Origin of the sequence: Streptosporangium canum, from assembly GCF_900113865.1 — a bacterium.
Taxonomy (GTDB): Bacteria; Actinomycetota; Actinomycetes; order Streptosporangiales; family Streptosporangiaceae; genus Streptosporangium; species Streptosporangium canum.
Genome location: NZ_FOQY01000018.1, coordinates 103,305 through 121,999 on the forward strand (window position 1 = coordinate 103,305; position 18,695 = coordinate 121,999).

Consider the following 18,695-nt stretch of genomic DNA (forward strand, 5'->3'; position numbering starts at 1 on the left):
TTACGCGCACATTGACAAGATTACGGCCCGATAACGCGGTGCGCCCTTGACGGACGGGCCACTGACAAAGCACCGTGGGTAGGCGTGAGAGCCGCGCCTGTATGCCCGCGGTGTTTCGGCCCGCTCCGTCCGCCGAGCGCTTGGTCAAGCGCCTGGCGATGTGGTCCGCACGGTGACGTCCTGCCACTGCAGCCGCCGAGACGCCCCTCCTCCGCCGCTGTAGAGGCGATCAGCCGAAACGCCCTCGTCCCCGCCTGGCTGCCGTGGCCCCTGCCGCAGGGCTGGCTGGTCACCGGGCTGGCCGAGGCGGGTGACGAGCGCAGTGGCGTCAGGGCCACCGTGATCGCGCTCTCCGGCCCCTCTCTCATCCCCGGCCCGGCCGACCTGCTGATCATCGCCGAGGAGCCGGGGGTGGGCCTGGGGGCGGGGTTCGCCGGTCTGGAGGGCACCGATCCGGGCACGGGGTTCGACGAGGGGCCGCCGCACGCCAAGGTCGAGATCAAGGGGCATCCGGCGGCGCTGTGGTGCGTCGCGGCCGCCCCGGACCGGGCGGTCTACGCCGGTGAGGCACTGGGCAACTGGCTGTGGACGGTCGTCTGGCCGGCCGAGGCGGGTTACCTGATCACCCTGGCCGAGCTCTCCCTGCGTGACCTCCGAGATCAGGACCAGGCTCTCGACCTGCCCTTCGGCGCGTTCTCTCCGCGCCTGGGCGGCGAGGACGCCTGACCCGGCACCGACCACTCCCCTCACGACGGCTCAAGGGGAGTGCGCGTTGGACGTCCAGTTCTTCGTCGAGGCATTCGTCACCATGTTCGTGATCATGGACCCGCCCGGCATCATCCCGCTCTTCCTGGCCTACACCCGCGGCCGCACGGAACGGCAGCGCACGCGGATCGCCTGGCAGGCGCCCATCGTCGCGTTCTGCCTCATCGTGCTCTTCGCGGTCTTCGGGCGGGCCATCCTGGGATACCTGCACGTCGAGGTGGCGGCCATGCAGATCGCCGGAGGCCTGCTGCTCCTGCTGGTCGCCCTGCAACTGCTCACCGGTGAGACCGGGCCGCCCCCCGACACGATGAAGTCCAACGTGAACGTCGCGCTGGTCCCGCTCGGCACCCCCCTGCTGGCCGGGCCGGGAGCCATCGTCGCGACGATCGTCTTCGCCCAGCAGGCCGGCCAGAAGAACGGCGGCATCCTGGCGCTGGCGCTGGCCATCGCGGCCGTGCACATCCTGCTCTGGGTGTTCATGCGCTTCTCGGTGACCATCCTGCGGGTCATCAAGGAGAACGGCGTCGAGCTCGTCACCCGCGTCTCGGGCCTGCTGCTCTCCGCCCTCGCCGTGCAGCTCATCATCACGGCGATCCGCACCCTCCTCGCGACGGGATAGCGCCGTCCGACCCGCTATTGGCCTGAAACGGGCATTGGGCAGTGATTAGACGGGCGAATAGGGTGAATGGGGAGACTATCCGTTACCTGTGCTCGAACCGCAGGGTGGAGCGAGGCAGTAAAGTTCAGAAGCGTGACAGCGCGTATCGAACGAGTGGTGACCGAGGGCGTCGTCGATGTCGACGGCGCCGAGCACAAGGTCGAGAACAACACCTGGATCCTGGGTGACGATGAGGAGGTCATCGTCATCGACCCCGCGCGCGACGCGGAGAAGATCCTGGAGAAGGTCGGCGAGCGGGAGGTGCTGGCCGTCGTCTGCACCCACGGCCTGCCCGACCACGTGGGCGCGGCCATCGAGGTGGCGGCGCGCGACGAGGCCGTGGTGGCACTCCACCCCAAGGACCGGCCGCTGTGGCGGCTGACCTGGCCGGACACCTGGCCGGACATCGACATGGAGGACGAGGGCGTGTTCGGCGTCGCGGACGTCGAGCTGGAGGTCCTGTCCACCCCCGGCGTCTCCCAGGGCGGCGTCTCGCTCTACTGCGAGGCCCTCGAAGCGGTCTTCACCGGCAAGTCCCTGCAGGCCGACGGGCCCGGCAGGATCGGCGGGGAGTATCCCGCGCTGGCCGACCAGCTCACCGCCATCGGCGGCCGGCTGTTCACCCTGCGCCACGGCACCCGCGTGCTGCCCGCGCACGGTGAGGAGACCACCATCGGCGCCCTGGAGTCGCAGTTCGACGCGTGGCTGTCGGGCTCGCTGACCCGTGGCGACGTGATCGAGAAGACCGAGGGCCCGCTGAGCGACGGGACGCGGGCGGCCAAGATCAACCTGAAGCTCCTCGACGAGTAGTCCTCCGTGGACCAGCTCCCCCTTGAGGGCATGCCGCGGCGGCTGTACTCCTGCACGCCGTCGCGGCTGAACACCTGGCTGGAATGTCCCCGGCGGCACCGGTTCACCTACATGGACCGGCCCTCGCCGCAGAAGGGCCCGCCCTGGGCGCACAACAGCGTGGGCGTCAGCGTGCACAACGCCCTGGCCGCCTGGTGGCGCGAGCCGTACGCCCGGCGGACGCCGGTGACGGCGGCCGTCCTGGTCACCCGCGGATGGATCAGCGAGGGCTTCCGCGACGCCGAGCAGTCGGCCGCCTGGCGTGACCGGGCCGGCGAGATGACCGCCGGATACGTCGCGAGCCTCGACCCCTCCGACGAGCCGGTCGGCGTCGAGCGGACCGTGGCCGCCAAGACCTCCGTCATCGCCGTCTCCGGCCGCGTCGACCGGCTCGACCGGCGTGGCGACGAGCTGGTCGTGGTCGACTACAAGACCGGCCGCCGGCCCCTCACCGCGGACGACGCCCGGTCCTCGCTCGCGCTGGCCGTCTACGCCGTCGCCTCCTCCAGGGTGATGCACCGCCCGTGTCACCGGGTCGAGCTCCACCACCTGCCGACCGGCACGATCGCCGAGTGGGAGCACACCGACGCGTCCCTGGCCCGCCATCTGAGCCGGGCCGAGGACATCGCGGTCGAGGCCTCCGACGCCGAGGACCGCTACCGGGACTGGTCGGGTACGGCACGCACCAGGGGCGCCGACCGCACACCGCCCGGTGTCCCCCCGGAGATCGACGCGCTCTTCCCGCCCAAGCCCGGCCCCCTCTGCTCCTGGTGCGACTTCCGCAGGCACTGCCCGGAAGGGCAGGCGACCGGGGGTGACCGCCTGCCCTGGGACGGCCTGGCCGACTGACCCCGGGCACCCGCGGGCTCAGGCGGCCTGCGCGACCCCGTCCGGCCAGCGGCGGGGGTCGGTCAGGCCCTTGAGTCCCTTGCTCAGGTCGTAGCCCGCGGCGTCCAGGCGCGTCCGGGCCCCGGTGAGCATGTCGCGGGTGGAGGGCATGAACGCGCGGTCGTGCACGGTCTCGGGCACCGAGTTCATGCCCAGCCGGAAGGCCTTCAGCGCCGCGCTCACGGTGCTCCGGGGCACGTCGGGCAGCACGCCGTACAGCTTCCTGGCCCATTCGGGCAGCGAGTAGTAGCACAGCGCGCCGAACGGGAAGTAGGCGGGCTTGCCGGGGGTGAGCATCCGGAGCTCGGCGGGCAGGCGCGGCCACAGCAGGAAGCGCACCGTGGAGGCGGACTCCGGGGTCACCTTCAGGCGGGGCCGTATCCCGGCGAAGTAGTCGTCCATCTCCGCCGTCGAGCCGGGCACGTCCTCGGCGTGCAGGCCCACGTAGGTGGCGCTGCGGCGCTGCTCGGCCAGGTAGCGGTCGGCCTGGCGGTCGGTGAGGCCGAGGCCCGCCCGCCGGGCGACGGACAGGTAGGACGAGACCTCGGCGCAGTGCACCCAGAGCAGCAGCTCGGGATCGTCCACGCGGTGGGTCCTGCCGGTGTCGGGGTCGTCGATGCGCAGCCGGCGGTGGATCCCCCGGACCCGGCGGCCGATCTCGTCGGCCTCCGCCGGGCTGCCGAACGTGACCCGGCCCACGAAGTCCGCCGTACGGCGGAGCCGTCCGAACGGGTCCTCCTGGAAGTTGGAGTTCTGCCAGACCCCGCGCATCGCGAGCGGATGCAGCGCCTGGAGCATGAGGCCCCGGACCCCGCCGATCCACATGGAGCGGTCGATGTGCACCAGCCAGGTCGCGGTGTGCGGGGGCTGGACGACGATGTCTTCGATGCTCGCCATAGTAAGTAGATGATTACACGGCATTCGACGGGGCGTCCAACAGGGGGGCGCGCAACGGGGAAAGCGCTGGTCCGGGCGCCTCCGGGCCGGGCCGGGAGGCCTCAGCCCAGCAGGCGTGCCTCGGCCGCGTTCCAGAACCGGGTGAGCGCGGCGGCCGTCGTCTCCGGGGCCTCCACCGCGGGGGAGTGGGCGGCGCCGGGAACGACCACGCACTCGGCGTTCAGCCGGTCGGCCATCTCGGACTGCACCATCGGCGGCCAGCCGTCGTCGTGCTCGCCGTACAGGACCAGGGTGGGGACCTCGACCTGGGTGAGCTCGTCGCACCGGTCCGGCGTGGAGAGCACCTGCTCCGTCATCGTGGTCATGCCGGTCGGGGAGTTGGCGAACAGCCTCTTGCGCAGGAACGCGATGATCTCGTCCGGCACCCCGGCGGCCAGGGACTCCGGCTCCATCCGGGTGTGCCATATGTGTTCCAGGCCGAACTCGGGCAGCTCCGCCAGCATGGTCCGGCCCGCGCGCTCGCGCACGCCGACGATCGAGGCGGGGCCCGAACTCATCAGCGTGTAGGAGGCGAACTTGGTGCGGCCGTCGATGACCGCCTCCCGGGTGACCAGGCCGCCGAAGGAGTGCCCGACCAGATGCAGGGGCTCGCCCCCGCCGATCGTGTGCGCCAGGACGTCGATGTCGTTGCCGAGCGCCGCGCAGGTGTAGGCGCGGGGATCCTCAGGGCCGCCCGTCTCGAACTGCCCGCGCATGTCGACCGCGATGACCCGCCGTCCCGACTGGGCCAGCGTCTGCAGGACCGCGATGAAGTCCTCCTTGCTGCCCGTCAGGCCCGGGACCAGCAGGGCGGGCCAGCGCTCGGGGACGCCGCTGACAGGCATGGCCTCCAGAACGGCGAAGGCGCCCACCGTCGTGTCGACCTGACGGGATCGGACGCCAGGAGGCAGGGTCAGAAATCGCGGCGTACTCACGTGGCCCCACGATACCTCTCTTGGTGACATGGCTCTGTGCGTCTGTGACATGGCTCTGTGCGTCCCAGGACGCGAAAAGGGGCGCCACCCTGCGGTCGCGCCCCTTTTTCTTTGGTACGGCTAGCTCGGACGGCGTGGGCCCCGCTGCTGGCCCCTGCTCGGCGGACGCCGGCGGCTCTGCGCCCTCTCGGAGGCCGCCGACGGGGCGATCTCGTCGTCGTCCGTCGCCAGGTCGGGCGACTGGAAGATCACCGAGAACGGGCTCGCCGGAATGATCTTCTCCGGCTGCGGCCGGGGCGCGGGCGCCTCCGCCACGGGCTCGTCGTCCCAGTGACCGTCCACGGACTCATCCTCCCACTGCGGAACCTCGGCCACCGGCTCCCGCCTGCGGCGCGACCTGTCGGCCTGCTCCGCCACGGGCTCCCTGCGCGCCTGAACCCCGGTGCCCTCGGTGAGGCTCACCTCCGGGTTCAGCCCGGCCTTCCGGGTCCGGCCCCGGCGGGGCGCGGTCTCGGCGGGCTGGTCGTCACGGTTGTCATCCTTAGGAGACGTCACGTCCACCTCCACCTCGGTGAGCTCGACGACGGGGCTCTGGATCTCCTGCTCCGTGACCGGAACCGGGGTCTCCTCGGCGGCACGGCCGGTGCGTGCGCGGCGACGCCGGGTCTCCTCGACCGGTGCCGCCTCGGCGACCGTCTCCTCCCGCACGTTCTCCACCGGCTCCGCGGCGTCCGCGCCCGTACGGCCGCCGCGGGTGCGGCGGCGCTCCCGGGGAGTGCGGGCGGGGCGCTCGCGTCGTTCGTCCCGCTCCTCCTCGCGTCCCCTGCGGGGACCGCGGGAGCGGACACGGCCGGTCTCGCCGAGGTCCTCGACCTCTTCGGCGGCCAGGCCCGCCCGGGACCGGTTGGCGTGCGGCAGCACGCCCTTGGTGCCCTCGGGGATGCCCAGGTCGCTGAAGACGTGCGGGGAGGTCGAGTAGGTCTCGACCGGCTCGGCGAAGTCGAGCGAGAGCGCGTTGTTGATGACCTTCCAGCGAGTGAGGTCCTCCCACTCCACGAAGGTCACCGCGACGCCGGTCTTGCCCGCCCGGCCGGTGCGGCCGATCCGGTGCACGTAGGCCTTCTCGTCCTGCGGGCAGTCGTAGTTGACGACGTGCGTGACGTCGTCGACGTCGATGCCGCGCGCCGCGACGTCGGTCGCGACCAGCACGTCGATCTTGCCGTTGCGGAAGGCCCGCAGAGCCTGCTCGCGCTGGCCCTGGCCCAGGTCTCCGTGAACGGCCGCGGCGGCGAAGCCGCGCTCCTTGAGCTGCTCGACGACCATGTCGCAGGCGCGCTTGGTCTCACAGAAGATCATCGTGAGTCCGCGCCCGTCGCACTGGAGCAGACGGCCCACGATCTCGATCTTGTCCATCCGGTGCGCGCGCCAGACGAACTGGGTCGTCTGCGGCGTCGCCTCGGCCTCGGCGTCGTTGTTCTCGGCCCGCACGTGGGTGGGGCGGGTGAGGTAACGCCGGGACAGGGCGACGATCTCGCCCGGCAGGGTCGCGGAGAACAGCATCGTCTGCCGCTTCTCCGGGATGAGCTTGATGATGCGCTCGATGTCGGGCAGAAAGCCCAGGTCGAGCATGCGGTCGGCCTCGTCGAGGACGAGCACGTCGATCTGGCCGAGGTCGAGGTGCTTCTGCTTGACCAGGTCGAGCAGGCGCCCGGGGGTGCCGACGATCACGTCGACCCCCTGCTTGAGCGCTTCGACCTGGGGTTCGTAGGCGCGCCCGCCGTAAACGGTGAGAATCCGCGAGCCGAGCTTGCCGGCGGCCGTCACCAGGTCTTCGGTGACCTGGACGGCCAGCTCGCGGGTCGGCACGACGACCAGCCCGCGGGGCTTCTTGCGGTTCTTCCGGGGCTTGCCGACACGTTGCAGCATCGCCACGCCGAAGGCGTAGGTCTTGCCGGTGCCGGTGCGCGCCTGGCCGATGATGTCCTGGCCGTTGAGGGCCAGGGGGAGTGCCATCTCCTGGATGGGGAACGGCGCGATGATGCCCTCGGTCTCGAGGGCATCGGCGATCTCCGGTGTGACTCCGAGGTCTCGGAACGTCGTCAGCTTGGCCTGCCTAAATTCTCCGGTGAAGGCAGTCCTGCCGGGACCACGGGCTGAAAAAATTTCCCCGTGCCGGGTCCTCGCGGAAGGGCCAGCCCTCTCAATGTCATCAGCGACCGCTGCGGCATGACGCCGACTTCGGGGGCTTCCGGGAGCAGATCTCCCGGATTGACACAGTGCGGTCGCACTTTCTCAGAGCAGTGTACTCGATACCACAACGCGGAACCGATTTCTTAGTATTCCTGGTGAATCGCTGGGCGTGTCAACTCGTAGGCTGCCTGCATGAGTGATTCCCCTGCCGGTGTCGGCGACCTGCTCGGCGTCCTCGCCTACGCCGAGCTGACGGCGTTCCTCCGGCTCGCCGAGGACGCCACGCGGCACGCCCCCTCGCTGGCCGACCGGGCCGCCCTGGGCGACCTGGCCGCGACCGAGTACGCCCACTTCCGGCTGCTCCACGACCGCCTCGCCTCGCTCGGGATCGACCCGGAGGAGGCGATGGCCCCGTTCGTCGGGCCGCTGGACGACTGGCACGCCCAGACCACGCCGGGAGACTGGCTGGAGGCTCTGGTCAAGGCCTACGCCGGCACCGGGATCGCGCTCGACTTCTACCGCGAGGCCGCCGCCCACGTGGACGCCGAGACGCGGCGGCTCGTGGAGGAGGTGCTCGTCGACGAGGGGCGGTCGCAGTTCGCCGTGGAGCGGGTCGGCGCGGCCATCAAGGAGGACCCCACGCAGAGCGGACGGCTGGCGCTGTGGGCCAGGCGGATGGTGGGGGAGGCGCTCAGCCAGGGGCGGCACGTGGCCGAGGCCCGGCCCGAACTCGCGAAGCTGCTGGTGGAGGCGGCGGGTGAGGACATCACCCGGATGTTCGCCCGGCTGACCGAGGCGCACGGCCGGCGGATGGCCGCGATGGGGCTGACCCCGGGGCCGTAGCGCGTGTCCGTGTCCGTGGCGGGGCTGTGGCGCGTGAGCGGAGCCGCCGAGCTCGTCGCTGCCTCGCTCCGCGCCTGGGCCGGCGTCCGGGCCTTCCGCGGCGGGGCCGGCCGGGGGCCGGATTCCACGGACGGGAGCCCCGCCGGGCGGAGATCCGGTCCGGCGTACGGCGGCGCGTGCGGGTCTCCGGGAGAGCGGGTCTGCTGATCGAGCAGCGTGAAGGTGCCAAACGGTTGTACCGTGCGAGACATGAGGGCCTCGCGCCGCTACGGCAGTTCCTTGACGAGATGTGGGCCGAACCGCTGGATTTCGCGCGCTGTGTTACGCAGGGGCGGCGCGGACTGTCCGGCCATCAGTCTGGAGCGGCACCGCGTCCGCCGGGCCCGCCGTCCGCACGGCTGCGCCCTGGGCGAACGCGAGGGATGTCGCGGGGACTGAGCCGGCGCCGTGCCCCGTCCCCCCCGGACCCGCGCCATGGCCGATGGGGGACGACGGCCTGGCGCGAGCCCTGAGATCTCTAGAGGGTGCCGCCGAAACCGACGGGCCGGGCCTCCTCCTCGCCGATCTCGATGAAGCCGAGCGAGGAGATCGGGACGAGGACTCTGCGGCCCTTGCTGTCGCTGATGCCGAAGATGCCCCGGTCCGCGGTCAGGGCCTTGCCGAGCTCCTCCTCGACCTGCTCGGCCGAGAGGTCGGTCTCCACTACAAGCTCACGGTGCACGGAACGCACGCCGATTTTGATTTCCATCGTGCTCCCTTTCGACGAGGGTTGCTCGTCCCATGGTCGCCCCAACGGCGGCCCGACGCGCCGGTTGATCGCGTCAAGCGAACAGATGCGTCAGTGCTCGGCGTTCGTACGGGGGAAACCTGAGATGCCGCGCCAGGACAGCCGGGCGATGAGCTGGGTGGCGGCGTCCTTGGGGATGGAGCCGTTGCTGCTGATCCAGTAGCGGGCGCTGACCTCGGCCATGCCGACCAGGCCGACGCCCAGCAGGCGGGCCTCGTCGCTCGAGCAGCCGGTGTCCTCCCGGATGACCTGGCTGATCATCTCGGCGCTCTCGCGGAGGTTGCGCTCGATGCGCTGGCGGACCGGGGCGACGTTGCGCAGGTCGGACTCGAAGACCAGCCGGAACGCCTCGCCCTGGCCGGAGACGAAGTCGAAGAAGGCGCCGATCGCGGCCTGGACGCGCTGCTTGTTGTCCGTGGTGGAGGCGAGGGCGTCGCGGCAGCGGGCGATCATGTCGTCCACGTGCAGGTCGAGCAGGGCCAGGTAGAGCTCCTGCTTGCCGGGGAAGTGCTGGTAGAGCACCGGTTTGCTGACCCCGGCACGCTCGGCGATGTCGTCCATCGCGGCCGCGTGGTAGCCGTTCTCCACGAACACCTCCTGCGCCGCGCTGAGCAGCTGGCGGCGACGGGCCATCCGGGGCAGCCGGGTGCCCCGGGGCTTGGCGTCCGGGGTAGCGGTCACGGGGTTCTCCTTGCGGGTGCTCCTGGTGTCTTGAATCATCCTACGCGCGGGTAACCCGGGTCAGCGGTAGTCGTCCTCGTCCAGCGCCACCGTGCGGCTCTGCTCGGCGGTGTCGGCGGGATCGGCCTCCAGGGGGATGTGGTCGGGCCACTCGGGGCCGTCCTCGTCCACCGGGCGGTGCTGCTCGGCCACGTCGGCCTCGGGCACCTCGGCCGAGATCTCCTCGTCCGCCGGGCGGTGCTGTTCGGCCACGTCGGCCTCGGGCACCTCGAGCCCGATCTCCTCGGAGCGGGCGTCCTCGGGCTCCTCGCCGTGCAGGCTGTCGTCGCGCACATCCATCTCTGACATCCGCTCTGCTTCCGTTCTCCTGCGAACACCGGACATCGCCAAGCGTACGGCGTCGCGTCCCGCCGGCTGAGAAAGGCACGGCATCGGATCCGCCATGACGGGTACCTGCCCCGTTGGTGAGTGTTTACATCCACCTGACACTGCTTCCGAACGTGTGTGCGAAACTCGATGGGAAGCTCGAAGGCAGCTCGAAGGCAGCTCGAAGGCAGGGAGACGCCATGCGGAGCATCTGGAAAGGCACGGTCTCGTTCGGGCTGATCACGATCCCGGTCAGGCTGTTCACCGCGACCGAGCGCCGCGACGTCACCTTCCACCTGGTGCACGGGGAGGACGGCGGCCGGATCAGGTTCCGCCGGTTCTGCCAGGCGTGCGAGGAGGAGGTGCCGTTCGCCGACGTGGCCAAGGGCTACGAGTTGCCGGGCGGCGACATGGTCGTGCTCGACGGCGACGACTTCGAGGACCTGCCGCTGTCCACCTCGCGCAGGATCGAGGTGCTCCAGTTCAGCCCGGCGGACCAGATCGATCCGGTCCTGCTGGACAGGGCCTACTACCTGGAGCCGGACCCCGTGGGGGTGAAGCCGTACGTGCTGCTCCGTGACGCGCTGGAGCGCTCGGGGCTGGTGGCGGTCGTCAAGGTGGCGCTGCGGCAGCGCGAGTCGCTCGCGGCGCTCCGGGTCCGGGAGGGGGTCTTCCTGCTGGAGACCATGCTCTGGCCGGACGAGGTGCGCCCGGCGGACTTCGCGTTCCTGGAGGAGGGCGTCGACGTCAGGCCCCAGGAGGTGCGGATGACGGAGTCGCTGATCGAGACGATGGTCGCGGACTTCGACCCCTCCGCGTACAGGGACGGCTACCGGGAGGCGGTCCAGGAGGTCATCGAGGCGAAGATCGCCGGCAGGGAGATCGTGCCCGCCGAGGCGCCGGTCGAGGAGGGGCCGCCGGCCGACCTGATGGCCGCGCTGCGCGCCAGCGTCGAGGCCGCCAAGAAAGAACGCCGGGGCGCGGCTCCGGCCAAGGGAAAGGCCGCCGCCGAGCCATCGAAGAAGGGCGGAGCCGGAGGGGAAGAGGCTCCCGGCGGGCGGAGGACCGGCCGTCCGGCGTGAAAGCGGTGCCGGCAATCCGGGTTCCGCAGAATGGGGGCCCCATGGATCGGACATTCATGGGACCCCCACCCGGAAAAGCGGAAAAGAACAGCATCTCGCGCCGGCTGAGAATCGGATATTCGAAATCACCTTTGAAGTGCCCGTGTTCCCTGTGTGGTCACGGTCCCCTGTGGGGGACCGTGACCCCAGCGAACACGGGCACCCTGCTCCCCGCCGTGGGCCCGAAGCTCATGCCCCGCCGTGGGCCCGGAGCTTGCGACAACGGTGGATCGGGTCGTGTGCGGTCATCTGGCTCGACCGCGCACCGCGCTCAGGTTCGAGCGCCCCGGTCCGGCGTCCGGCCGTGAAGGCTAGACGTTGTTGTTGTTGTTGTCGTTCTGGGCGTCCTCTTCGTTGTTGTTGTTGTTGTTGATGTTGATGTTGAACTTCTGGTGGTGACGGCGGTTGCTCCAGTGGTTGTGACGACGGTTGCAGCCCCAGCCGCCGCCGCAGCGCCAGCGGCGGTTGCAGCCGCAGCTGGCCCAGCCGAAGTTGGTCTGGAACGAAGCGATGGAGGTGGTGTTCGTACCGACGGTGGCGCCGGCGCTGGTCGCCGTGGTCGCGGCGCCCATGCCGACGGCTCCGCCGGCCATCGCCGTGCTGAGCGCGAGACCTGCCATGACACTCTTGAGCTTGGGCATTGCGTTTCCCCCTTGAAAGGATCGGTTGCCCCGTTTTCAACATTTTCCGGAGTGATCGAAAAATGTCCGGGATGGCCGCTAATGGGCCGTCCCTGGTTGTCTTGATTTCCTCGCATGTCGGGTGACAAACGGAGATTGGCGCGTTTTGCTCTCTGCATATCGCTTTATTGACGATGTAGTACTTTGATGGTGAGTTTTGAAATGAAATGCCTTTAATGTCGCATTTGTACGCGGACTGTCCGGCGGGGACTATCGTCAGAGGGAAGCCGAACGAGGAACGAGGGAGGGCGCGTGAGTGTCGAGCCGATTCCGAGCTGGCCCGGCGAGCTGATGGATCTGGAGGGGCGGCGCGTCCACGTGCGCTCGACCCCGCCCGGCCCCTCGGAGACCGCCGTCTACGTGCACGGCCTCGCGGGCTCGGCGACCAACTGGACCGACCTGATGGGCGAGCTGTCCGACGTGGTCACCGGCCACGCGATCGACCTGCCGGGAGCCGGATACTCCCCGGAACCACCCGGCGGCGACTACTCGATCGACGCCCACGCCCGGACCGTCACCGCGCTGATCGACCGGATCGCCGGCGGCCCGGTCCACCTGTTCGGCAACTCGCTGGGCGGCGCCGTCTCGGTGCGGGTCGCCGCGACCCGGCCGGACCTGGTCCGCTCGCTCACGCTCATCTCGCCGGCCCTGCCCGACCTGCTCCCCAGGTACGGCCCGGCACGGGTGGCGCTGTCGGCGGTGCCGAGACTGGGTGAGTGGGCCGCGACGCAGCTGAGCGCCCTGCCCGCCGAGCGCCGGCTCAACGCCACGCTCGGCATGTGCTACGCCGATCTCGGCCGCATCCATCCGGAGCGGCTCCGGGAGGCGGCCGAGGAGCTGCGCCGCAGGGACGGCCTGCCGTACGCGGCGGCCGCGCTGGTCGGCTCCGCGCGGGGCCTCGTCGCCGAGTACTTCAGGCGCGGCGCGGAGAACCTGTGGCGGCAGGCGGCTCAGGTGACCGCGCCCACGCTGGTCGTCCACGGGCGCCACGACCGCCTGGTCAACCCGCGCATGGCCGCGCGGGCCGGGCGGACCTTCCCTCACGTGAGGCTCGTGCTGCTGCCCGACGCCGGGCACGTGGCGCAGATGGAGCTGCCCGGAAGGGTGGCCCGTGAGGCCCGGCGTCTGATAGGTGAGACTGCCCCCATCCCGATTGGGAATGACTGAGGCATCGCATTAGGTTGTGAGTGGTGCGTGCTGTGCTCAGCCGTACTCTCAAGACCCCCTGAAACGGGAGCAGAACTGTGTCGTTGCCACCGCTGGTAGAGCCGGCAGCCGAGCTGACCGTCGACGAGGTGCGCCGCTACTCGCGCCACCTGATCATCCCCGACGTGGGCATGGCCGGGCAGAAGCGCCTGAAGAACGCCAAGGTGCTCTGTGTGGGCGCCGGCGGCCTGGGCTCTCCCGCCCTGCTGTATCTCGCCGCCGCGGGCGTGGGCACGCTCGGGATCATCGACTTCGACGTCGTCGACGAGTCCAACCTGCAGCGTCAGGTCATCCACGGTCAGTCCGACGTCGGCCGCCTCAAGGCGGAGAGCGCCGCGGCCAGCGTCAAGGAGATCAACCCGCTGGTCGACGTGGTCGTCCACAACGTGGCGCTCACCACCGACAACGTCATGGAGATCTTCTCCCGGTACGACCTGATCGTGGACGGCACCGACAACTTCGCCACCCGCTACATGGTCAACGACGCGGCCGTGCTGCTCGGCAAGCCGTACGTCTGGGGCTCGATCTACCGCTTCGACGGCCAGGCCAGCGTGTTCTGGGCCGAGCACGGGCCCTGCTACCGCTGCCTCTACCCCGAGCCCCCGCCCCCCGGCATGGTCCCCTCCTGCGCCGAGGGCGGCGTGCTGGGCGTGCTGTGCGCGTCGATCGGCTCCATCCAGGTCAACGAGGCCATCAAGCTCCTGGCCGGCATCGGGGAGCCGCTCGTCGGCCGCCTGATGATCTACGACGCCCTGGAGATGAACTACCGCTCGGTCAAGGTCCGCAAGGACCCCGAGTGCGTGCTCTGCGGCAAGAACCCGACGGTCACCGAGCTCCTGGAGGACTACGAGGCGTTCTGCGGCGCGGTCTCCGAGGAGGCACAGGAGGCCGCCTCCGGCTCCACGATCACCGCGACGGACCTGAAGGCCATGCAGGACGCCGACGACAACATCTACGTGATCGACGTCCGCGAGCCGAACGAGTACGAGATCGTCTCCATCCCCGGCGCGGTGCTCATCCCCAAGGGTGAGTTCCTCAACGGGGCCGCGCTGGAGAGGCTCCCGCAGGACAAGCGCATCGTCCTGCACTGCAAGTCCGGCGCCCGGTCCGCCGAGGTCCTGGCGATCGTCAAGAACGCCGGCTTCTCCGACGCCGTCCACGTGGGCGGCGGCGTGCTGAGCTGGGTCAAGACGGTCGACCCGAGCCTGCCGAGCTACTAGTCGCCCACGGCCGGCGCCCCGCGGAGCACCGCTCCGCGGGGCGCCGCGTCATTGCGGGGCGCGGCCGGGTGACGGCGGCCCGCGGGGCGGCCACCCGGGCCACCCGGGCGATCCGGGCCGGACGGACCTGACACCCCGCTTTCCGTATCGTCAAATACTTTCCAACACGTCGGATCCGGACGGAACGGCGGATGACCCCCTCCTCTCCGCATTAAGGTCGAGGGCGTGAATGAAGTCCCAGGTCAGCGGCGGCCTGCCTGGCCGACACTGGTCGTGGCGTCCGCGCTGACGCTGCTCTGCGCGGTGGTGGCCGGGGTGGCCGCCGGCACCGCCGGGACCGAGCTCACGCGCGGCCCGAGCCAGGCGGAGCTGGACAGGGCCGCCGCCGGTGAGATGGCCCTGCGCTGGCAGGTGTGGCCCGCCGGGAGGGTCTTCCCCGAGACCATCAGCTACGCCGCCGAGCAGGGCGGCGAGGAGAAGGCCCGCCGGGTGGGCATCTCGCCGGAGACCCGCTGTGACAGGGGCGTGGACGCCAAGCTGAGGAAGGCGCTGCGGCGGGCGGGCTGCCGGGGCATCCTGCGCGCCACCTACATCGACGCGCTCCAGGGCGTCGTCGTCACCGTCGGCGTCGCGGCCTTCACGGGGGAGGCGGGCGCGGCCGCCGCCAAGGCGGCGCTGCCCAGGGCCGGCCGTCCCTCGCCGGGCCTGCGGGCGCTGGCCTTCCCGGGCACGGTCACCGACCGGTTCACCGCCGCCGGACGGCAGAGCAGCCTGGTACGGCAGGCCGGGCCGTACGTGGTGATGACCACGGTCGGGCAGATCGACGGGCGTCCCGCCAAGGCCGTGGGGGAGCAGCGGCCGGCCATGTTCGCCTTCACCGGCGACATCGCCGACAGGATCCTCGCCGACCTGTCCACGCCCGTACGGCCCGACTGCGTCTCCGAGGAGTGGCGGTGCTGAGGCGGGCGGGGGTGGCCGGGGTGCTGGCCATGATCGCGCTGGGGGCGGCGCCCGCCGCGCACGCCGACGACGTGCGGGGCAGCCAGCACCAGGTGCTGCGGACCCTCGACCTGCCCGGTGCCTGGCGGATCTCCAAGGGCGGGGGCGTGACCGTCGCGGTGCTGGACTCGGGGGTGGATCCGGCCCATCGCGACCTGGTGGGCTCGGTGACCGAGGGCAAGGACTTCACCACGGGGGCCAACCCGCCGGGGGTGGCTCCGCTGCGGCTGCACGGAACCTACATGGCGTCGCTGATCGCCGGGCACGGGCACGGCCCCGGCGGAGCCGACGGGGTGATCGGTGTCGCGCCCAGGGCGCGGGTGCTGTCGGTCCGGGTGATCCTGGAGGACGAGGAGCCGGGTTTCCGCGAGTTCAACACCGCCGAGCGGTTCGAGGACGTGGTGGCCAGGGGCATCAGATACGCCGTGGACCAGGGTGCGGACGTGATCAACATGTCGATCTCCAAGGAGCTGGCGACCAGGGAGGAACGGGCGGCGATCCGTTACGCGATCTCCCGGGGGGTCGTGCTGGTCGCGGCGGCGGGCAACGAGGGCGCGGGCAAGCCCGACTCCACCGGCTACGCCCCCTACTCCTACCCGGCGGCCTTCCCCGGGGTGGTCTCGGTGGCCGCGGCCGACCGGGGGCTGCGCAGAGCCTCGTTCTCCAACTGGAACCCCTCGGTCCTGGTGGCCGCGCCCGGGGTGGACATCTTCGGCGCGGGCCCCGGCGACGAGTACTGGGTCGGCCGTGGCACTTCGCAGGCGTCCGCGCTCGTCTCCGGCGTCGCTGCACTGATTAAAGCGAAATATCCAGAAATGTCGCCCGCGCTGGTCGCGCAGGCGCTCACCGCCGGGGCGAGCCGGCGGCCGACCGGAGGGTACGACACCGGCATGGGCTTCGGCGTGGTCAACGCCCCCCGGGCGCTCGCCGAGGCCGCCAGGATCTCCCGCCACACCCTCACCGCCACGGGACCCGGCAGCCATGATCCCGCCCGCCCGATGGGCGGGGGGGTGGAGCCGGTCCAGGTGGTCCACCGGGACCAGCGCAAGATCACCACGTACGGAGGGGTGGCCGTGGCCGCCGGATTCGGCGCGGTCGTGTCCCTGGTGGTGATCGCCGTGTCCGTCGGCCGGACCGCCCGGTCGTCGGACGGCCCGGCGGAGAGCGTCGCGACCGGCCCCGTGGACGGCCCTGCGACCGGTTCCGGGAACGGCTCGGCGGACGGCCCCGTGGACACGTCGGGGCCCCTCGGTCCCGGTTCCCCGGCCGCACCCTGAGGGCCTGGAGGCCGCGGACGCGAGACGGAATCCCGTACGGACGGTGACAGCATAAATACGCTGCGACGATATGGCGGCAGAGCCCTGCAACGTAGCATCGAAGTATGTCGAAGCCGGAGCGGTCACAGGAGCCGGGACGGCGCAGGGACGCCTCGGCGTCCCCTGCTCGTGACGGCTGGCCGCCACCGGGTTCCTGGACGCCGCGCGCGGGCGGCGCCCGGGTGCGCCGCGCGCCTCCGTCGGGCACCGGCGCCCGGCGGGTCCGGGTGCGGGCCTGGTCGGCCGCGGGCCGCGACCGCCTGGCGGCCGAGCGCGCCGAGCTGGCGACCCTGGAGCAGGGGATCCGGTTCCGCACGATCTTCCTGATCCTGATGGGCACGATCCTGGCGATCGCCGCGAGCAACGTGCTGACCGGTGCGGTCGGACTGTTCCGCGAGACCGCGGCCCGCCCGCTCACCGCCGCCGAGCAGGCCCGTTACATCAAGGACGACATCGCCAGGCGCTGGCAGGCCTGGTCCACCGACCTGGTCTTCCCCGAGGAGCTGCAGTACATCGGCCTGGGCCGGGCCCAGCAGTACGCCCGGCGGGTCGGCCTGGCCCCCGAGACCCCCTGCAGGTCCGGCACGGACGCCTCGACGGGCTCCGTCCTCGCCCAGTACGGCTGCCGCACGCTGCTGCGGGCCACCTACGTGGACCAGACGTCCACCTTCGTCATCACCGTGGGCATCGCGGTGCTGCGGGACGAGGAGACGCGGATCGCCGCGACCGCGCAGCTCCCGGTCGACGACCGCGTGGGGGTGCGGCCCGTGGCGTTCCCCGGCACGGCCAGCGAGCTGTTCGGCGCCGCCCAGCGGCAGCGCAACGCCTGGATCCCGGTCGGTCCCTACGTCGTCTTCTCCACCGCCGGTTACAGCGACGGACGCACCCGTCAGTCGATCTCCCCGGAGGAGATCCTGCACAGCGAGCTGTGGCCGGCGGCGCAGGCGGTCGCCGGGCGCATCGCCCGCGCCCTGGGTGACGAGCCGAACGCCGTGCCGCAGTGCACCCAGGGGAACGTGTGTTGAGGCGGCGGTTCTGGGCGGCGGGCGCCCTGGTCGGGCTCTCCCTGACGGTCTCCGTCCCGGTGGGCGCGGCCGACGTGCGCGAGGAGCAGCGCTGGGTGCTGGAGGCGATGAACGTCGAGCAGGCCTGGAAGACCACCAGGGGGGCGGGCGTCACCGTGGCCCTGGTGGACGGCCGGGTGGACGGGGCCGTCGCGGAGCTGCGCGGCCGGGTCGTCTCCGGTCCCGACATGGGCTCGGCGCAGCAGGCGGGCGGCAGGCCCGCCGCGGCCTGGCACGGCACGGCGATGGCCTCGCTCATCGCCGGGGCGGGCAGCGGGAGCGGCGGCCTCCTCGGGGCCGCCCCCGAGGCACGGATCCTCTCCCTGCCGCTGGTCCTGCGGAGCGGGACGGAGGGCCGGGCCGGCCTGCCGGACGCGGACCTGCGGACCCGGACCGACAGCCCGCTGGCCCGCGCGATCCGCTACGCCGCCAACCACGGGGCCAAGGTCGTCAGCATGTCCCTGGGGGCCTACGGGCCGCACAAGGCCGAGCGCGAGGCCGTCTCCTACGCGCTGTCCCGCGGGGTGGTGCTGGTGGCGGCCGTCGGCAACGACGGCGCCTCCGAGTACGCCCTCGACAACGCCACCTCCTTCTGGAACTTCCCCGCCGGATACTCCGGGGTCATCGGGGTGGGCGCGGTCGACTCGACGGGCCGGCCGGCCACGTTCAGCAGCGACAACCTGTCGGTGCTGGTCTCCGCGCCGGGAGTGGACGTGCCGGTGGTGACCCCGGGCGGCGCCTACGGCTCCTCGGAGGGGACCAGTGCGGCGACGGCGCTGGTGGCGGGGGTCGCCGCACTCATAAAAGCTAAATATCCGGATATCTCGCCGCATCTGGTGGCGCAGGCTCTCACCTCGACCGCCACGTCCGCCCCCGTCGCCGGATACGACGACCACGTCGGCTTCGGCGTCGTCGACGCCGGCGCGGCACTCGCCAGGGCGGGAGAGCTGATGAACCGCACGGCGCCGGCGACGGCGCCGGCGGTCAAGCACTTCGGCGCGGGCCCCCTGCCTCAGGAGCCCGCCCGGCCCGGCCCGGAGCCGTTGCGGCTCTGGCTGTACGGCGCGGGCCTGCTGGGCGGGCTGCTGGCGTTCGGAGGAGCCGTGGTGCTGCTGAACCGGCGGTCGGAGCAGTCCGCCCCGGCGCCGGGAGGGCCGATGACGGGGCAGGGGTGGCCGTGGCCGTGAATCC

Annotated in this window: 19 protein-coding genes; 12 read left to right on the top strand and 7 right to left on the bottom strand. The window is 71.5% G+C overall.

Annotation, left to right across the window (positions count from 1 at the left end; all coding sequences use genetic code 11):
• The first annotated feature begins 84 nt into the window (after positions 1-84).
• From BM085_RS25000 to BM085_RS25015, 4 genes are all read left to right on the top strand, one after another.
• Positions 85-726, top strand: coding sequence for a DUF6758 family protein (locus BM085_RS25000; RefSeq protein WP_093889356.1), 642 nt, complete (start codon positions 85-87; stop codon positions 724-726).
• A 46-nt stretch (positions 727-772) separates the two neighbouring features.
• A complete protein-coding gene (locus BM085_RS25005; protein ID WP_086569763.1) occupies positions 773-1,384 on the top strand; it encodes a MarC family protein in 612 nt (203 codons plus the stop codon).
• Between the two features lie 132 nt (positions 1,385-1,516).
• A complete protein-coding gene (locus BM085_RS25010) occupies positions 1,517-2,233 on the top strand; it encodes an MBL fold metallo-hydrolase (RefSeq protein WP_093889357.1) in 717 nt (238 codons plus the stop codon).
• Positions 2,234-2,239: 6 nt separating this feature from the next.
• Entirely contained in the window at positions 2,240-3,121 is an 882-nt protein-coding gene (locus BM085_RS25015) for a RecB family exonuclease (protein ID WP_093889358.1), read from the top strand.
• A gap of 18 nt (positions 3,122-3,139) precedes the next feature.
• Here the strand turns inward: BM085_RS25015 and BM085_RS25020 are convergent, their stop codons facing one another.
• The 3 genes from BM085_RS25020 to BM085_RS25030 all read right to left on the bottom strand — a co-directional run bounded on the left by BM085_RS25020 (position 3,140) and on the right by BM085_RS25030 (position 7,044).
• Positions 3,140-4,057 carry an oxygenase MpaB family protein gene (locus tag BM085_RS25020; protein ID WP_093889359.1) on the bottom strand — a complete coding sequence of 306 codons (918 nt, stop codon included), beginning with the start codon at positions 4,055-4,057 and terminating at the stop codon, positions 3,140-3,142.
• 101 nt (positions 4,058-4,158) lie between these two features.
• Positions 4,159-5,031, bottom strand: coding sequence for an alpha/beta fold hydrolase (locus tag BM085_RS25025; protein ID WP_093889360.1), 873 nt, complete (start codon positions 5,029-5,031; stop codon positions 4,159-4,161).
• Positions 5,032-5,151: 120 nt separating this feature from the next.
• Positions 5,152-7,044 carry a DEAD/DEAH box helicase gene (locus tag BM085_RS25030; RefSeq protein ID WP_093889361.1) on the bottom strand — a complete coding sequence of 631 codons (1,893 nt, stop codon included), beginning with the start codon at positions 7,042-7,044 and terminating at the stop codon, positions 5,152-5,154.
• Positions 7,045-7,413: 369 nt separating this feature from the next.
• On the opposite strand from BM085_RS25030, the gene BM085_RS25035 reads away from it, so the two are divergent.
• On the top strand, positions 7,414-8,064 hold the full coding sequence (locus BM085_RS25035) for a ferritin-like fold-containing protein (protein WP_031166731.1): 651 nt from the start codon (positions 7,414-7,416) through the stop codon (positions 8,062-8,064).
• A gap of 517 nt (positions 8,065-8,581) precedes the next feature.
• Here the strand turns inward: BM085_RS25035 and BM085_RS25040 are convergent.
• The 3 genes from BM085_RS25040 to BM085_RS25050 form a co-directional block, all read right to left on the bottom strand.
• The gene (locus BM085_RS25040) at positions 8,582-8,812 is read right to left on the bottom strand and encodes a DUF3107 domain-containing protein (RefSeq protein WP_086569751.1); all 231 of its coding nucleotides are present in this window, start codon (positions 8,810-8,812) and stop codon (positions 8,582-8,584) included.
• 90 nt (positions 8,813-8,902) lie between these two features.
• Complete coding sequence (locus BM085_RS25045) at positions 8,903-9,532, bottom strand: TetR/AcrR family transcriptional regulator (protein WP_177245255.1); 630 nt, start codon at positions 9,530-9,532, stop codon at positions 8,903-8,905.
• A 60-nt stretch (positions 9,533-9,592) separates the two neighbouring features.
• The gene (locus BM085_RS25050) at positions 9,593-9,880 is read right to left on the bottom strand and encodes a hypothetical protein (protein WP_245789661.1); all 288 of its coding nucleotides are present in this window, start codon (positions 9,878-9,880) and stop codon (positions 9,593-9,595) included.
• Positions 9,881-10,098: 218 nt separating this feature from the next.
• Here BM085_RS25050 and ku point away from each other — a divergent pair, with 218 nt between their 5' ends.
• Entirely contained in the window at positions 10,099-10,980 is an 882-nt protein-coding gene (gene ku, locus BM085_RS25055; RefSeq protein WP_093889363.1) for a non-homologous end joining protein Ku, read from the top strand.
• Between the two features lie 350 nt (positions 10,981-11,330).
• Here the strand turns inward: ku and BM085_RS44620 are convergent, their stop codons facing one another.
• Positions 11,331-11,660, bottom strand: a complete 330-nt coding sequence (locus tag BM085_RS44620; protein WP_093889364.1) for a hypothetical protein — start codon at positions 11,658-11,660, stop codon at positions 11,331-11,333.
• 291 nt (positions 11,661-11,951) lie between these two features.
• On the opposite strand from BM085_RS44620, the gene BM085_RS25065 reads away from it, so the two are divergent.
• The 6 genes from BM085_RS25065 (at position 11,952) to BM085_RS25090 (ending at position 18,691) form a co-directional block, all read left to right on the top strand.
• The gene (locus BM085_RS25065; RefSeq protein WP_093889365.1) at positions 11,952-12,866 is read left to right on the top strand and encodes an alpha/beta fold hydrolase; all 915 of its coding nucleotides are present in this window, start codon (positions 11,952-11,954) and stop codon (positions 12,864-12,866) included.
• A gap of 77 nt (positions 12,867-12,943) precedes the next feature.
• Positions 12,944-14,125 carry an adenylyltransferase/sulfurtransferase MoeZ gene (moeZ, locus tag BM085_RS25070; RefSeq protein ID WP_093889366.1) on the top strand — a complete coding sequence of 394 codons (1,182 nt, stop codon included), beginning with the start codon at positions 12,944-12,946 and terminating at the stop codon, positions 14,123-14,125.
• 225 nt (positions 14,126-14,350) lie between these two features.
• Positions 14,351-15,085: a hypothetical protein gene (locus tag BM085_RS25075; protein WP_245789662.1), complete on the top strand. Its 735-nt coding sequence runs from the start codon at positions 14,351-14,353 to the stop codon at positions 15,083-15,085.
• Positions 15,079-16,401 carry a S8 family serine peptidase gene (locus BM085_RS25080; protein ID WP_093889368.1) on the top strand — a complete coding sequence of 441 codons (1,323 nt, stop codon included), beginning with the start codon at positions 15,079-15,081 and terminating at the stop codon, positions 16,399-16,401. Before BM085_RS25075 ends, BM085_RS25080 begins: the two co-directional genes overlap by 7 nt.
• 104 nt (positions 16,402-16,505) lie before the next feature.
• Positions 16,506-17,465 carry a hypothetical protein gene (locus BM085_RS25085; protein ID WP_245789674.1) on the top strand — a complete coding sequence of 320 codons (960 nt, stop codon included), beginning with the start codon at positions 16,506-16,508 and terminating at the stop codon, positions 17,463-17,465.
• The gene (locus tag BM085_RS25090; protein ID WP_093889370.1) at positions 17,459-18,691 is read left to right on the top strand and encodes a S8 family serine peptidase; all 1,233 of its coding nucleotides are present in this window, start codon (positions 17,459-17,461) and stop codon (positions 18,689-18,691) included. Before BM085_RS25085 ends, BM085_RS25090 begins: the two co-directional genes overlap by 7 nt.
• Positions 18,692-18,695 lie beyond the last annotated feature (4 nt).